Origin of the sequence: Xenophilus sp. Marseille-Q4582 (assembly GCF_916700565.1) — a bacterium.
Classification (GTDB): Bacteria; Pseudomonadota; Gammaproteobacteria; order Burkholderiales; family Burkholderiaceae_C; genus Xenophilus.
This window is the reverse complement of record NZ_CAKAKO010000003.1, coordinates 952,529-966,513: the sequence shown is the minus strand read 5'-3', so window position 1 is coordinate 966,513 and position 13,985 is coordinate 952,529. Positions and strand designations below refer to the sequence as shown.

14 protein-coding genes and 2 tRNA genes are annotated in these 13,985 nt (G+C 67.6%); 7 read left to right on the top strand and 9 right to left on the bottom strand.

Annotated elements, in window-relative coordinates:
* Positions 1-117: 117 nt before the first annotated feature.
* The 4 genes from LG388_RS15205 (at position 118) to LG388_RS15190 (ending at position 2,608) form a co-directional block, all read left to right on the top strand.
* The gene (locus tag LG388_RS15205) at positions 118-390 is read left to right on the top strand and encodes an HU family DNA-binding protein (RefSeq protein WP_225783546.1); all 273 of its coding nucleotides are present in this window, start codon (positions 118-120) and stop codon (positions 388-390) included.
* 16 nt (positions 391-406) lie between these two features.
* Positions 407-482 (top strand) — tRNA-Val (locus tag LG388_RS15200).
* A gap of 100 nt (positions 483-582) precedes the next feature.
* Entirely contained in the window at positions 583-2,496 is a 1,914-nt protein-coding gene (locus tag LG388_RS15195) for a SurA N-terminal domain-containing protein (protein ID WP_225783545.1), read from the top strand.
* 36 nt (positions 2,497-2,532) lie between these two features.
* A tRNA-His gene (locus tag LG388_RS15190) sits at positions 2,533-2,608 on the top strand.
* A gap of 117 nt (positions 2,609-2,725) precedes the next feature.
* Here the strand turns inward: LG388_RS15190 and LG388_RS15185 are convergent.
* Genes LG388_RS15185 through LG388_RS15160 form a run of 6 tightly spaced genes read right to left on the bottom strand, consistent with a single transcriptional unit; the run spans position 2,726 to position 6,117 of the window.
* Positions 2,726-3,328, bottom strand: a complete 603-nt coding sequence (locus LG388_RS15185) for a TIGR00730 family Rossman fold protein (RefSeq protein ID WP_225783544.1) — start codon at positions 3,326-3,328, stop codon at positions 2,726-2,728.
* A gap of 13 nt (positions 3,329-3,341) precedes the next feature.
* Positions 3,342-3,761, bottom strand: coding sequence for a diacylglycerol kinase (locus tag LG388_RS15180; RefSeq protein WP_225783543.1), 420 nt, complete (start codon positions 3,759-3,761; stop codon positions 3,342-3,344).
* Positions 3,758-4,297 (bottom strand): RDD family protein, encoded by a 540-nt coding sequence (locus tag LG388_RS15175; RefSeq protein ID WP_225783542.1) that lies wholly within the window; start codon positions 4,295-4,297, stop codon positions 3,758-3,760. Before LG388_RS15175 ends, LG388_RS15180 begins: the two co-directional genes overlap by 4 nt.
* Positions 4,298-4,335: 38 nt before the next feature.
* A complete protein-coding gene (locus tag LG388_RS15170; RefSeq protein WP_225783541.1) occupies positions 4,336-5,082 on the bottom strand; it encodes a DUF3106 domain-containing protein in 747 nt (248 codons plus the stop codon).
* 49 nt (positions 5,083-5,131) lie between these two features.
* The gene (locus LG388_RS15165) at positions 5,132-5,551 is read right to left on the bottom strand and encodes a DUF3619 family protein (RefSeq protein WP_225783540.1); all 420 of its coding nucleotides are present in this window, start codon (positions 5,549-5,551) and stop codon (positions 5,132-5,134) included.
* Positions 5,548-6,117, bottom strand: a complete 570-nt coding sequence (locus LG388_RS15160; protein WP_225783539.1) for an RNA polymerase sigma factor — start codon at positions 6,115-6,117, stop codon at positions 5,548-5,550. Before LG388_RS15160 ends, LG388_RS15165 begins: the two co-directional genes overlap by 4 nt.
* A 254-nt stretch (positions 6,118-6,371) precedes the next feature.
* Here LG388_RS15160 and LG388_RS15155 point away from each other — a divergent pair, with 254 nt between their 5' ends.
* From LG388_RS15155 to ilvC, 3 genes are all read left to right on the top strand, one after another.
* Positions 6,372-8,156: an acetolactate synthase 3 catalytic subunit gene (locus LG388_RS15155; protein ID WP_225783538.1), complete on the top strand. Its 1,785-nt coding sequence runs from the start codon at positions 6,372-6,374 to the stop codon at positions 8,154-8,156.
* 139 nt (positions 8,157-8,295) lie between these two features.
* Complete coding sequence (gene ilvN, locus LG388_RS15150; RefSeq protein WP_225783537.1) at positions 8,296-8,787, top strand: acetolactate synthase small subunit; 492 nt, start codon at positions 8,296-8,298, stop codon at positions 8,785-8,787.
* Between the two features lie 147 nt (positions 8,788-8,934).
* Entirely contained in the window at positions 8,935-9,951 is a 1,017-nt protein-coding gene (ilvC, locus tag LG388_RS15145; RefSeq protein ID WP_225783536.1) for a ketol-acid reductoisomerase, read from the top strand.
* Positions 9,952-10,174: 223 nt separating this feature from the next.
* On the opposite strand, the gene LG388_RS15140 is transcribed toward ilvC, so the two are convergent.
* The 3 genes from LG388_RS15140 to LG388_RS15130 form a co-directional block, all read right to left on the bottom strand.
* Positions 10,175-10,636: a histidine phosphatase family protein gene (locus LG388_RS15140; protein ID WP_225783535.1), complete on the bottom strand. Its 462-nt coding sequence runs from the start codon at positions 10,634-10,636 to the stop codon at positions 10,175-10,177.
* A 47-nt stretch (positions 10,637-10,683) separates the two neighbouring features.
* Positions 10,684-12,900: a polyphosphate kinase 1 gene (ppk1, locus tag LG388_RS15135; protein WP_370630170.1), complete on the bottom strand. Its 2,217-nt coding sequence runs from the start codon at positions 12,898-12,900 to the stop codon at positions 10,684-10,686.
* 78 nt (positions 12,901-12,978) lie between these two features.
* Positions 12,979-13,830, bottom strand: coding sequence for a GNAT family N-acetyltransferase (locus LG388_RS15130; RefSeq protein WP_225783534.1), 852 nt, complete (start codon positions 13,828-13,830; stop codon positions 12,979-12,981).
* Between the last annotated feature and the right edge of the window lie 155 nt (positions 13,831-13,985).

Below are 13,985 nucleotides of genomic sequence, written 5' to 3'. Positions count from 1 at the left end.
ACTGCCGAAGCGCCGGCATCGACCTCCCTCCTCCCGTCCGGATCTCCCGACTCGCGCGGGGTCTTTGCCATTGGCTGGCGCGCACCGATCAACCATCTTCCGTGACAAGGGGCCCTTGTGAACAAGACCGAACTCATCGAGCACATCGCAACGAACGCAGACATCTCCAAGGCAGCCGCCACGCGCGCGCTGGAATCGACCATCGACGCGGTGAAGAAGACCCTGAAGAAGGGCGGCTCGGTTTCGCTGGTGGGTTTCGGCACCTTCGCCGTGGGCAAACGCGAGGCGCGCACTGGCCGCAATCCGCGCACCGGCGCTGAGATTAAAATCAAGGCGGCCAAGATTCCCAAGTTCCGTCCCGGCAAGGCGCTCAAGGATGCGCTGAACTGAGAGGGAACTTCCGGTGGGGTGCTTAGCTCAGCTGGTAGAGCGGCGCCCTTACAAGGCGTAGGTCGGGGGTTCGAGCCCCTCAGCACCCACCACCACCCGAAGAAAAGGCGAACGACGGTTCGCCTTTTTTCTTGGGGGTTCCTCATCCCGCCGCGTGCTCCGGTGCGCGGGCTTTTCTGGAAATGTCCCGGCATGTTTGATTACTTCCGCAAGCACACCAAGTTCCTGATGGTGATCCTGTTCCTGCTGGTGATCCCGTCGTTCGTGCTCGTCGGCCTGGAGCAGTACAGCGACCGCAGCGGCTCCGGCGGACAGGAAGTCGCGGTGGTCGATGGAAAGGCCATCACCCGGCCCGAATGGGATGCGCGCCATCGCGTGGAAACCGACCGCATGCGCAGCCAGATGCAGAACATCGATCCCGCGCTGCTGGACTCCGACGAAGCCCGCTACGCCACACTCGAGCGCATGGTGCGCGAGCGCGTGCTGCTGGGTGCCGCGTCCAAGGCCCACATGACCGTCAGCGACGACCGCCTGGCGCGCATGTTCGCGGAAGATCCGGGCATCGCGAGCTTCCGCGACGCGGAAGGCAAGTTCGACCGCCAGCGCTTCATCCTGACCACGGGCAGCACGCCCGAGCAGTACGAAGCGAGCATCCGCAGCGAGCTGTCCATGCAGCAACTGGTGGCCGGCGTGGCCGGCACGCCGCTGCCCGCCAAGACGCAGGCCGACCTCACGCTCAACGCCATCTATGACGGCCGCGAGGTCCAGGTGGCGCGCTTCGAACCCAAGGACTTCGCCGCCAAGGTGACGCTGAGCGATGCCGACCTCGAAAGCTACTTCAAGACGCACAGCGCGCGCTACCAGACGCAGGAGGCGGCCAGCATCGAATACATCGTGCTCGACATGGAATCGGCCAAGAAGAACGTGAACGTGAGCGATGCCGATCTGCAGAGCTACTATGAGCAGAACCAGGGCCGCTTCGGCACGGCCGAGGAGCGCCGGGCCAGCCACATCCTGATCGCGGCCGCCAAGGACGCGCCGCAAGCCGAACGCGACAAGGCGCGTGCGCGTGCGCAGGAACTGCTGGCCGAGGTGCGCAAGGCGCCGGCGAACTTCGCCGAGCTGGCGCGCAAGCATTCGCAGGACCCGGGCTCGGCCGAGCGCGGCGGCCAGCTGGACATGGCGCCGCGCGGCGCGATGGTCAAGCCCTTCGACGATGCGATGTTCGCGCTCAAGAAGGGCGAGATCAGCGATGTGGTCGAGAGCGATTTCGGCTACCACATCATCCGCCTGGACGACGTGAAGCCTGCGGTCGTGCCGCCGCTGGCCCAGGTGCGCGCGCAGGTCGAGAACGAAGTGCGCACGCAACAGGCGAGCCAGGAATTCGCGAAGGCGGCCGAGACGCTGACCGAACTGGCGTACCAGAATCCCGAAAGCCTGAAGCCCGCGGCCGATGCGCTCAAGCTGAAGATCCAGACGGCGACGGGCGTGGGCCGCACGCCGGCGGCAGGGGCGCAGGGTCCGCTGGGCCATCGCAATTTCGTGGCGGCCCTCTATGCGCCCGAGGTGCTCGAGCGCAAGCAGAACACCGAAGCCATCGACCTGGGCTCGAACCAGGTGGCGGCGGGCCGGGTGACGCAATACACGCCCGCGCGCGCGCAGACCTTCGAGGAGGTGAAGGAGCTCGTGCGCCGCGAGTTGACCGACGAGCGCGCCGCAGCGCTGGCCAAGGAAGAGGGCCTGGCGCGCCTGGCGCAATGGGAGAAGGATGCGGCAACGGCCAAGCTGGGCGCCCCCCTGAAAGTCTCTCGCGTGGATCCTCAGGGCCAGCCCGCGCCGCTGGTCGAAGCCGTGCTGCGTGCGGACGCCGCCAAGCTCCCCGCCTGGACCGGTGTCGACCTTGGCGCCGCGGGCTATGCGGTGGTGCGCGTGCTCAAGGATCTGCCGCGCCAGGCTTCCGACGAGGCGCTGCAGGCGCAAGAGCGTGCGCAGATGGGCCAGGCCCTGGCGGCGGCGGAGGCAGAGGCGTACTACACCCTGCTGCGCGACCGCATGAAGGCCCGCATCCTGGTGCCAAAGCCAAAAAGTGCTGCGGCCCAGAGCTGAAATGGCAAATTTCGCAGTACAATCTTCGATTCTGCGGTGGCTGTAGCTCAGTTGGTAGAGTCCCAGGTTGTGATCCTGGTTGTCGTGGGTTCGAGTCCCATCAGCCACCCCACAGAACACGAAAAGAACGGGCGCCTCGGCGCCCGTTCTGCTTTCTGGCGGGATTCGCGCATGCCGCCCGGCCACCCCCGCCGGATGCGTGGATCGCGCGTGGCGGCCTTCTTCTCTTCTACACGTGCTCGGCCAGCTTGTTCTGTGCCGGGCGCTGCGACGCTTCGGCGCGCAGGGCGTGCAGCAGCGCGGCGGGGTCGGTGCCGGTGCGCACCAGGTCCAGCTGCCACTCGCCCATGAAGCCCGTGCGCACGCTGCCGCGCAGGAAGTCCAGCAGGCCGTCGTAATAGCCCGCGCAGTTGAGGATGCCGACCGGCTTGTCGTGGTAGCCCAGCTGGCGCCAGGTCCAGATCTCGAACAGTTCCTCGAAAGTGCCGATGCCGCCCGGCAGCGCGACGAAGGCATCGGAGCGTTCGCCCATCATGGCCTTGCGCTCGTGCATGGTGTTCACGACGTGCAGTTCGTCGCACAGGGGATTGGCGACTTCGCGGTCCACCAGCGCCTGCGGAATGATGCCGACCACGCGGCCGCCCGCCTGGCGCGCGGCTTCGGCCACGGTGCCCATGAGGCCGGTGCGGCCGCCGCCGTACACCAACTGGCCGCCGTGCTGGCCGATCCACCGGCCGACCGCGGTGGCGGCTTCGGCATAGGCCGGCAGTTCGCCGGGCCGTGAGCCGCAGTAGACGCAGACCGAAAAAGAGGGCGAAGCGGAAGGGCTCATGGAATCGGGAAGATCAGGCCAGGAAGCGGTGGTACAGCGCCGCCAGCCACACGCCGCCGGCCAGCAGGCTGGCCAGCAGCACGGCAGCGCTGCCCATGTCCTTGGCGCGTTTGGAAAGGTCGTGCCACTCGGGGCCGATGCGGTCGATGGCGGCCTCGACCGCCGTGTTCAGCAGTTCCACGATCATGACCAGCAGTACGCTGCCGGCCAGCAGGGTGGTCTGCACCCAGTCGCGGCCCAGCCAGAAAGCGAGGGGAATCAGCACGAGGGCCAGCTGGGCTTCGAGGCGGAAGGCCGCCTCGCCCCAGCCGGCGCGCAGGCCGTTGAGCGAATAGCCGGTCGCGTGCCAGAGGCGGTTCAGGCCGGTGCGCGATTTCTGGGGATTGACGGGGTGCGCGGCCGTGTCGGGCGTGCGGGGAGTCGGCGGGCTCATCGGGGACGGGTTGAAATGAGGCGGGTGCCAGCCCAGGCGTCGTGCCAGAACTGGCGTTCGGGGTGAAAGCGCGCCAGCACGGCCCAGATGGCCACCCAGCCCAGGCACAGCACGCCCAGTTCCGCGCCCGAGACCGGGAACGGCAGGGCGCGCGCGACGACCAGCGGAGGCAGGAACCACAGCCAGGCCAGGAAATAGCGCAACAGCGCACGCCACTGCGGGACGGCCGCGCCATCGCGGCCGACCAGGCGCATACCCCAGGTCTTCATCGCCAAGGTCTGGCCGCGCGACCAGAACCCCACGAAATAGATGCCGAAGACGATGAAGAGGAAGGCCTGCAGCAGGATGCGGCGATCGTCCAGCGCATGGCGCATCTGGCTCAGCGCACTGAACAGCCAGCCGGCGACGAAGACCACGGCGAAGAGCAGCATGCCTTCGTACATCCAGGCCGCCATGCGGCGCCAGATGCCGGGGACGGCAGGCGCGGCGACGGCCGAAGGGGCAAGAGAGGCGGAAGAGGGGGGCAACGAGGGCATGGCGCCCGCCATTGTCCCGCACCTCCGGCGGGTCCCGATCAAGGGGCCACGGGCTGGCCGGGCATGGGCGTGTGCAACGAGGGCGATTCGGGAGGTGGCAGCGCCGCGGGCTCCGCAGGCGCAGGCGGTGCGGCAGAGGGGGCAGGGGGCGGCGGTGCGACCGGGGCCGCGGGTTCGGCCGCCGGCGCGGTGGCGGCCGGCGTTGCCGCTGCGGGGCGAGGCGGCGGCGTCAGCGCGATGCGCGGGCCGCCATGGCCGCTTTGCAGCGCCGCGGGCGGCACGGGCGCAAGGCGGTCGCGCGGCACCGGGCGGACCGGCAGCGCCGTGCCGCGCGGGGGAGGCGCTGCGCGCTCGGCCAGGGCCTTGCGTTCGTCCTCGCTCAGGGCCTGATAGGCCTCCCACTTGGCCTTGCGCTCGTCCTCGGGCGCCAGGCGCTGCACTTCGGCGAAATTCAGGCGCGCGCGCACGCGCTCGCGTGGACTCAGCGTGGCCCATTCGGTCATGCGGCTGTGCAGGGTGGCCCGTTCCTGCTCGCTCATGCGGTCGAAATTGCGCGCCAGCGCCATCCACTTGCGGCGGTGCGCTCCGTCCAGGGCGTCCCATTCCAGGGCCAGCGGGCGCAGGGCTGCTTTCTGCTTGGCCGGCAGCCGGGCCCACCTGGATGATGCGGTTTCCGTGTCGGAGCTGGCGTTCGGCCCGACGCCGCGACCGCCCTGCATCTGGGCGGCAGCGACCCCGGCGCCTGTGAGGGCAGCCAGAAGGACGACGGCGGGCAAAAGGGTCATGGGGTGCGCGAACCGGGCGGCAGTTGGCAGAGAGGGATGAGCGGCAGGATCAGCGGGCCGCGCCGTCGCGCTGCAGGAACTGTTTGAAGCCCGGATCGGTGTACGCGGCGGTCGGCAACTCGTCGGTCAGCAGCGCGGCGTCGATTTCCGCGATCGCGTCGGCCCGTTCCTCGGCCTGCCACTGGGCAATGGCGACCAGTCCGGCCACCAGTGCCACCAGCGGCAGCACGCTGGCCCCCCAGGACCACCAGCGTGGCGCGCCGCCCAGCACCGCCTGGCCGTCCTGTGCCTGCACGAGGCGCGGCACGGCCTCGACCTTGCGCCGCGCCACGGCCTGCTGGCGCGCCACGCGCAGGCGCTCGCCGATGTCCGGATGCAGGGAAGACTGCCCTTGCGACAGGCGCGCCGCAATGGCACGGCCGAACCGGTCTTCCGCGGAGGAAGCAACGGATGAGGACGAATTTCTCATAGCTGAATTCCCTTGGACTGCAGGGCCTGGCTGAGGGCACGCACCGCGCGGGAGCAATGCGTCTTGACGCTGCCCTCCGAGCAGCCCATGGCCGCAGCGGTTTCTGCGACATCCATTTCTTCCCAGTAACGCAGCAAAAAAGCCTCGCGTTGACGCGCAGGCAGCGCCTGCACCTCGGATTCGATGGCGTGGAAGATCTGGGCGCGCCGCACGGTGTCCTCCGCGCTTTCGGTTTCACGCGTGTCCACGGTCACTTCCAGGGTGGACAGCAGGTCGAAACCCGTGCTGTCGTCTCCGTCCATCTCGAAATCGCCAAGGCTGGAAAACAGTGCCCGGCGCGTCTTCTGCCGGCGGAACCAGTCCAGCACGCAGTTCGACAGGATGCGCTGGAACAGCATCGGCAGCTCGGCGGCCGGCTTGTCGCCGTAGTGCTCGGCGAGCTTCATCATGCTGTCCTGCACGATGTCCAGGGCCGCTTCCTCGTCGCGCACGTGGTAGTGCGCGCGCTTGAACGCCCGCATCTCGACGCTCTTGAGGAATTCGGACAGTTCGTGTTCGGAAGCCAAGCGGAAAAGGGCGTGGAAAGGGCGGAACCGGACCAGCCTGTGACTTTCTGGTGCGTTGGATTATGGCAGCGCTCGCCGAGTGGCCCGTGTCGGTGCCATAATCGCTGGCTGTCAGTCAAAAAGGCAAACGGGTCAAGGTCCGGCGCAATCCAGACGCCCATGGCTTTGGCCTCAAGTCCCGACGCGGCCTCACAAGGGTTGGCAAGGGGCACCCAAAGGTTTTTCGTTCCCGAAAACGCTAAAGGTTGATCAAGATGGAAATCTCCAAGGCAGAACTCGCCGGCGCCGCCATTGCGGACGCTCATCACGGCGAAGCCCCCCAGGAACTCATGGGCGCCGAGGTGCTCGTCAAGGCCCTTCAGGCCGAAGGCGTCAAGTACCTCTGGGGCTACCCCGGCGGCGCCGTCCTCTACATCTACGACGCGCTCTACAAGCAGGAGGGCGTGCAGCACGTGCTGGTGCGCCACGAGCAGGCCGCCGTGCATGCCGCTGACGGCTATGCCCGTGCGACGGGTGACGTGGGCGTGGCCCTGGTCACTTCCGGCCCCGGCCTGACCAATGCGGTCACCGGCATCGCCACGGCCTACATGGACTCGATCCCGATGGTCATCATCTCCGGCCAGGTGCCCACGCCCGCGATCGGGCAGGATGCCTTCCAGGAGTGCGACACCGTCGGCATCACCCGTCCCATCGTCAAGCACAACTTCCTGGTCAAGGACGTCAGGGACATCGCCCTGACCATGAAGAAGGCCTTCCACATCGCGCGCAGCGGCCGCCCCGGCCCCGTGGTGGTGGACATCCCGAAGGACGTCTCCTTCAAGAAGACCCTGTACACCGGCTATCCCGACAAGGTCGAGATGCGTTCGTACAACCCGGTCAAGCGCGGCCACGGCGGGCAGATCCGCAAGGCCCTGCAATTGCTGCTGGCGGCCAAGCGCCCGTACATCTACACCGGCGGCGGCGTGCTGCTGGGCAACGCGACGAACGAGCTGCGCACGCTGGTCGACATGCTGGGCTACCCGGTCACCAACACGCTGATGGGCCTGGGCGCCTACCCGGCCAGCGACCGCAAGTTCCTCGGCATGCTGGGCATGCACGGCACCATCGAAGCCAACAACGCGATGCAGAACTGCGACGTGCTGCTGGCCGTGGGCGCGCGTTTCGACGACCGGGTGATCGGCAACCCCAAGCATTTCGCGCAGAACGAACGCAAGATCATCCACATCGACATCGACCCTTCGAGCATCTCCAAGCGTGTGAAGGTCGACATTCCGATCGTGGGCGACGTGAAGGACGTGCTGACCGAGCTGATCTCGATGATCCGCGAGAGCAGCACCAAGCCCGATGCCCGTGCCTTGGCCGACTGGTGGAAGACGATCGAAACCTGGCGCAGCCGCGACTGCCTCAAGTACGACCGGGGCAACCAGGAGGTCATCAAGCCTCAGTACGTCGTCGAGACGCTGTGGAACATGACCAAGGACGTGGAAGCCTACATCTGCTCCGACGTGGGCCAGCACCAGATGTGGGCCGCGCAGTACTACCGCTTCGACGAGCCGCGCCGCTGGATCAACTCCGGCGGCCTGGGCACCATGGGCGTGGGCATTCCCTACGCCATGGGCATCAAGCTGGCGAAGCCCGAAGCCGAGGTGTTCACCATCACCGGCGAAGGTTCGGTGCAGATGTGCATCCAGGAACTGTCGACCTGCCTGCAGTACAACACGCCGATCAAGATCTGCTCGCTCAACAACCGCTACCTGGGCATGGTGCGCCAGTGGCAGGAGATCGAATACTCCGGCCGCTACAGCCACAGCTACATGGACGCGCTGCCCAACTTCGTGAAGCTGGCCGAGGCCTACGGCCATGTCGGCATGCTGATCGAGCGCCCGCAGGACGTGGAGCCCGCGCTGCGTGAAGCCCGCAAGCTCAAGGACCGCACCGTGTTCCTGGACTTCCGCACCGACCCCACCGAGAACGTGTTCCCGATGGTGCAGGCCGGCAAGGGCATCACGGAAATGCTGCTGGGCTCCGAGGACCTCTGATCTGAAGCGCCTGCGCTGAAATCCCCCGCCGGCTCCCGCTCTTCGCAGCAGGGCCGGTTCATCCAGACGAATCTATTGCCCGCCAAGTCCGCGCATTACCGTGCGCGGAGGAGGGCGGCGAAAAGAGGAATCGCACATCATGAAGCACATCATTGCCGTGCTGCTCGAGAACGAGCCCGGCGCACTCTCCCGCGTGGTGGGCCTGTTCTCGGCCCGCGGCTACAACATCGAATCGCTGACCGTGGCGCCGACGGAAGACCCGTCGCTGTCGCGCATGACCATCCAGACGGCCGGCTCTGACGACGTGATCGAGCAGATCACCAAGCACCTGAACCGCCTCATCGAAGTCGTGAAGGTGGTCGACCTGACCGAAGGTGCCTACACCGAGCGCGAGCTCATGATGGTGAAGGTGCGCGCGGTGGGCAAGGAACGCGAGGAGATGAAGCGCATGGCGGACATCTTCCGCGGCCGCATCATCGACGTGACCGACAAGAGCTACACCATCGAGCTCACGGGCGACCACGGCAAGAACGACGCCTTCCTCGACGCTATCGACCGCAGCGCCATCCTCGAGACGGTGCGCACGGGCCCGAGCGGCATCGGCCGGGGCGAGCGCATCCTGCGCGTCTGACATGGATCGGGGCTCGGTCGCTGCCCGTCCGGACCGAGCCTGTCGAAGCCCTGGCCGCCGAGAGGCACCAGGACTGCAGCGAGCCCTTCGACAGGCTCAGCACGGACGGCACCCCGCAACAACATTGCATTCAACCGGAGAGAAGACATGAAGGTTTTTTACGACAAGGACTGCGACCTGAGCCTCATCAAGGGCAAGACCGTCGCGATCATCGGCTACGGCTCGCAAGGCCACGCGCATGCGCAGAACCTGAACGACAGCGGCGTGAAGGTCGTGGTCGGTCTGCGCAAGGGCGGTGCCTCGTGGGACAAGGTCGGCAAGGCCGGCCTGAACGTGCTGGAAGTGAACGAGGCCGTGAAATCGGCCGACGTCGTGATGATCCTGCTGCCCGACGAGCAGATCGCCGAGGTCTACAAGAACAACGTCGAGCCCAACATCAAGGAAGGCGCCTCTCTGGCCTTCGCGCACGGCTTCAACGTGCACTACAACCAGGTCGTGCCGCGTGCCGACCTCGACGTCTGGATGGTCGCACCCAAGGCGCCGGGCCACACCGTTCGCAGCACCTACACCCAAGGTGGCGGCGTGCCGCATCTGGTCGCGGTGCACCAGGACAAGTCGGGCAAGGCGCGTGACCTGGCCCTGAGCTACGCCATGGCCAACGGCGGCGGCAAGGCCGGCATCATCGAGACCAACTTCAAGGAAGAGACCGAGACCGACCTGTTCGGCGAACAGGCCGTGCTGTGCGGCGGTGCCGTCGAGCTGATCAAGATGGGCTACGAGACGCTGGTGGAAGCCGGCTACGCGCCCGAGATGGCCTACTTCGAGTGCCTGCACGAGCTCAAGCTGATCGTCGACCTGATCTACGAAGGCGGCATCGCCAACATGAACTACTCGATCTCCAACAACGCGGAGTTCGGCGAGTACGTGACGGGCCCAGAGGTCATCAACGAGCAGTCGCGCGCCGCGATGAAGAACGCCCTCAAGCGCATCCAGAACGGCGACTACGCCAAGATGTTCATCCAGGAAGGCCGCCTGAACTACCCCAGCATGACGGCCCGCCGCCGCAACACCGCCGAGCACAGCATCGAAGTGGTGGGCGCCCAGCTGCGCGCGATGATGCCCTGGATCGCCAAGAACAAGCTGGTCGACCAGACCCGCAACTGATGCCGCCCCATCGCCTGCCTTCCAAGGGCGGGCGAGGGCCGCACAGGTGCACGCGCGCATGAGCGCGTGGCACCTTCGAAAGCCGCCTCAAAAGGGCGGCTTTTTCTTGGGGCGGCGCGGCGGGTTTCGAGCTCGCGACCCCCTGCTCCCAAAGCAGATGGCCGGGCCAGTAGAAAGCCGCTCGAAGCGGCTTGCGGATCTGGCCCGCCCGACGGCGCCACGCCTACAGCAATTCGGGCGACTGCACCGTGACCATCACCGTCTGCTCTTCCGCGTCGCGCTCGCGGGTGCGCAACCACCAGACCGCGCCCTTGCGCACCGCGCAACTGCCCTGCTTCAGGCCCATGAGGCGCGCGATGGCCTGGCCCAGCGTGGGCTGATGCCCCACGATCAGCACCACCGACTTGCCGTGCGGCCAGCCGGCCGCCTCCAGCACGGCTTCGGGGGTGGCGTCGGGCGCCAGCTCGGGCCGCAGCTTGTATTTGCGGCCCAGCGCCAGCACGGTCTGCTCACAGCGCCGTGCCGGGCTGCACAGCACCCGCGTGCCTTCGGGCAACTGGCGGTCCAGCCAGGCGGCCATGCGCTTGGCCTGCTTCTCGCCGCGCGGCGTGAGCGAGCGCTCCAGGTCGTTGCAGTCTTCGGTCCAGTCTTCGGCTTCGGCGTGGCGCCAGAGGATGAGGTCCATGGTCGGGGGGAAAAGTCTGGTGAGCGAAGCAGCGTCCGGCGGCGGCCTCAGTCGCGCGTGGCGACCCGGCTGCGGCCCCGGGAGGCGTAGCGGTCCATCAGCGCCTGCTGGGCGCCATGCGCCTCGATGCGGTGGGAGGCGCCGTCTTCGGCCGCATGGCTGTCCTGGTGCAGGCGCTGGTATTGGCCGTCGGCGCGCAGTTCCCAGGCGTCGCGGCCGTCGTGCAGGTAGGCGATCAGGCATTCGTCGATCAGGCGCTGGCGCAGCACCGGATCGGTCACGGGCCAGGCCAGCTCCACGCGCCGCATCATGTTGCGGTTCATCCAGTCCGCACTGGAAAGGTACAGCGACTCGTCCTCGCCCTGGCGGAAGTAGAAGACGCGCGAATGCTCCAGGAAGCGCCCGATGATGGAGCGCACGCGGATGTTCTCGCTGTGGCCGGGCACCTGCGCCGCCAGCGTGCAGGCGCCGCGCACGATCAGGTCGATCTTCACGCCACGCTGCCCCGCGCGCAGCAGCGCATCGATCAGTCCCTGGTCGGTCAGCGCATTCATCTTGGCGACGATGCGCGTGTCCTGCCCCTGGGCGGCCGCGATGCCCAGGGCGTCAATGCGCGCCACCAGGTTGCGGTGCAGGTCGAAAGGCGCGAGCCAGAGGCGGTTCAGGCGCGGCACGCGGCTCTGGCTGGCCAGGTGCACGAACACGGCTTCCATGTCGGCCGTCAGCAGCGGGTCGGCGGTGAGGTGGCTGATGTCGGTGTACAGGCGCGCCGTGCGCGCGTTGTAGTTGCCGGTCGACAGATGGCCGTAGCGCACCAGCTTCTTGCCTTCTCGGCGCGTCACCAGCAGCATCTTGGCGTGCGTCTTCAGGCCCACGACGCCGTAGACCACCTGCGCGCCGACGGACTCGAGGATTTCGGCCACGTTGATGTTGGCCTCTTCGTCGAAGCGCGCCTTCAGCTCCACGACCACGGTCACTTCCTTGCCGCGGCGCACGGCCTCGCGCAGCAGTTCCATCAGCTCGGAATCGGCGCCGGTGCGGTAGATGGTCTGCTTGATGGCCAGCACCTGCGGGTCGCTCACGGCTTCGCGCAGGAAAGCCAGCACGCCGTCGAAGCTCTCGAACGGCTGGTGGATCAGCACGTCGCCGCGCTGCAGGCGATCGAAGAAGGACTGCCCGGGCGACAGGCGCAACGGGTAGGACGCCTGGTACGGTGGGAAGCGCAGCGCCCGGAACTGCGGATCGTCGATCAGGTCGACCAGCTGTGCGAAGCGCGCCAGGTTGACCGGGCCGTGCACGCGGTACAGCGCGCCTTCGGGCAAGTTGAACTGCGCGAGCAGGAAGCTGGCCAATGATTCGGCGCAGGTGGACGACACCTCCAGCCGCACCGCCTGGCCGAAGTGGCGATGCTGCAGGCCCTGGCGCAACGCGGTGCGCAGGTTCTTCACGTCCTCTTCGTCCACGGCCAGGTCCGAATGGCGCGTGACGCGGAACTGCGAGAACTCGCCCACCTCCCGTCCCGGGAACATGCTGTGCAGATGCGCGCGCACGATGCTCGACAGCGCCACCACCAGCGTCTTGCCGCCCGACACCTTGGCCGGCATGCGGATCAGGCGGGGCAGCACGCGCGGCACTTTCAGGATGGCGATCGGGTTCTCGCGCCCGAAGGCGTCCTTGCCCGACAGGCGCACGATGAAGTTCAGCGACTTGTTGGCCACCTGCGGGAAGGGGTGGGCCGGATCCAGCCCCACCGGGATCAGCAGCGGCCGCACCTCGCGCTCGAAGTAGTCCTGCACCCACTTGCGCTGCGCCGCATTGCGCTTGCCGTGCGAGATGAGCTGGATGCCCTGCTCCGCGAAGGCGGGCAGCAGCGCGCTGTCATACAGCTCGTACTGCCGCGCGACCAGCGCATGGGCAGCCTTGGACAGCGCCTCGAAGGAATCGACCGTGTAGTTGCCGCGCTGGTCGCCGGCCATCCAGGCCTGCAGGTGCGGTGCCGAACGCACCTCGAAGAACTCGTCGAGGTTCGACGACACGATGCACAGGTAGCGCAGCCGCTCCAGCAGCGGCACCTCGGGCCGCTCGGCCCAGTTGAGCACGCGGCGGTTGAACGCCAGGATGCTGTGATCGCGGTCCAGCAGGGCCGGTGACGCCATGACCTCCGGCGCCGGTCCATCGGGCACGGGGGAAGGGTCCGGTGCGGCGGTGAAGGAAGGCGACGGCAAGGGATTCACGGGTGATGAAGCAAGAATGACAGCTGTCATGCCAGTGTCATACAGCCGCGTGACAGTGTTGTGACAGACAAGCCCGCAACCGTCGCCGGGCCCAGCCACCCGCCCAGCTCACTCGCCCAGGAAGTGCCGGCGGTAGCGCGCCGGCAGGTCCTGGATGCGCAGCAGCATCGGCAGGTCGGCGGTGTTGAAGTCCGGATCCCAGGCCGGCGCACCCAGCACGCGGGCACCCATGCGCAGGTAGCCCTTGATCAGCGCGGGCGGCTCCACGTCGAGCGAGCCGTCCAGTTGATCCACCGGCAGCGGCAGGCGCGGCTGCACCTGGTACTGGATCGGTGCCATGTGCTGCGCCGCCACACGGCGCCAGATGCTGGCGGCCACGTCGCCGCTGGCCACGCCGCCTTGCGCGCCCATAGGAATGCTGGCGCAGCCCACCATGGTGTCGAGTTGGTTGCGATGCATGAAGTCGCCCAGCGCCCCCCACAGCGCGAGGATCACGCCGCCCTGGCGATGGTCGGCATGCACGCAGCTGCGGCCCAGTTCCACCATGCGCGCGCGCAGGCTGCGCAGGCGCGTCAGGTCGAACTCGCCGTCGGTGTACGTGCCGCCCAGGCGCTTGGCCTGCGCCGGGGTGAGTACGCGGTAGGTGCCGATGACCTGGCGCGTGCTTTCCTCGCGCACCAGCAGGTGCTCGCAGAAATCGTCGAACAGATCGATATCGTGGCCCGCGAGGGGCGTGCGCAGGCGCGCGCCCATCTCGCCCACGAACACGTCGTGGCGCAGGCGCTGGGCTTCGCGCACTTCATCCTGGTGGCGCGCCCAGCTCACCGACAGGCCCCCGCGCGACGCCGGCACCGCCATGGCCGGCGGCTGCGGCAGCCGGGGCGCTGCGGGCACGGGCCACAAGGTGTTGCGCAGACCCAGGCTGGCCAGGGCAAGGGTGGGAATCGGCAGGTCTTTCATGGGGCGGGCCTCGCTTGGCTGTCTCGGGCCGAGTCTCAAAGACCCCCATGAAGCATCTGTGTCAGGAGCAAGGCAATTGCGTGACGGCCCGCAGGTCCTGCGCAGAGCCCATGCGCCCGCGCAGGCCAAGCCGCTTCGCTATGCTGCGCAGTCTC

Coding starts and splice junctions, on each gene's coding strand:
- LG388_RS15195 (WP_225783545.1), top strand. CDS start 583: ATGTTTGATTACTTCCGCAAGCACACCAAGTTCCTGATGGTGATCCTG.
- LG388_RS15185 (WP_225783544.1), bottom strand. CDS start 3,328: ATGAGCCCTTCCGCTTCGCCCTCTTTTTCGGTCTGCGTCTACTGCGGC.
- LG388_RS15180 (WP_225783543.1), bottom strand. CDS start 3,761: ATGAGCCCGCCGACTCCCCGCACGCCCGACACGGCCGCGCACCCCGTC.
- LG388_RS15175 (WP_225783542.1), bottom strand. CDS start 4,297: ATGCCCTCGTTGCCCCCCTCTTCCGCCTCTCTTGCCCCTTCGGCCGTC.
- LG388_RS15170 (WP_225783541.1), bottom strand. CDS start 5,082: ATGACCCTTTTGCCCGCCGTCGTCCTTCTGGCTGCCCTCACAGGCGCC.
- LG388_RS15165 (WP_225783540.1), bottom strand. CDS start 5,551: ATGAGAAATTCGTCCTCATCCGTTGCTTCCTCCGCGGAAGACCGGTTC.
- LG388_RS15155 (WP_225783538.1), top strand. CDS start 6,372: ATGGAAATCTCCAAGGCAGAACTCGCCGGCGCCGCCATTGCGGACGCT.
- ilvN (WP_225783537.1), top strand. CDS start 8,296: ATGAAGCACATCATTGCCGTGCTGCTCGAGAACGAGCCCGGCGCACTC.
- ilvC (WP_225783536.1), top strand. CDS start 8,935: ATGAAGGTTTTTTACGACAAGGACTGCGACCTGAGCCTCATCAAGGGC.
- LG388_RS15140 (WP_225783535.1), bottom strand. CDS start 10,636: ATGGACCTCATCCTCTGGCGCCACGCCGAAGCCGAAGACTGGACCGAA.
- ppk1 (WP_370630170.1), bottom strand. CDS start 12,900: ATGACAGCTGTCATTCTTGCTTCATCACCCGTGAATCCCTTGCCGTCG.
- LG388_RS15130 (WP_225783534.1), bottom strand. CDS start 13,830: ATGAAAGACCTGCCGATTCCCACCCTTGCCCTGGCCAGCCTGGGTCTG.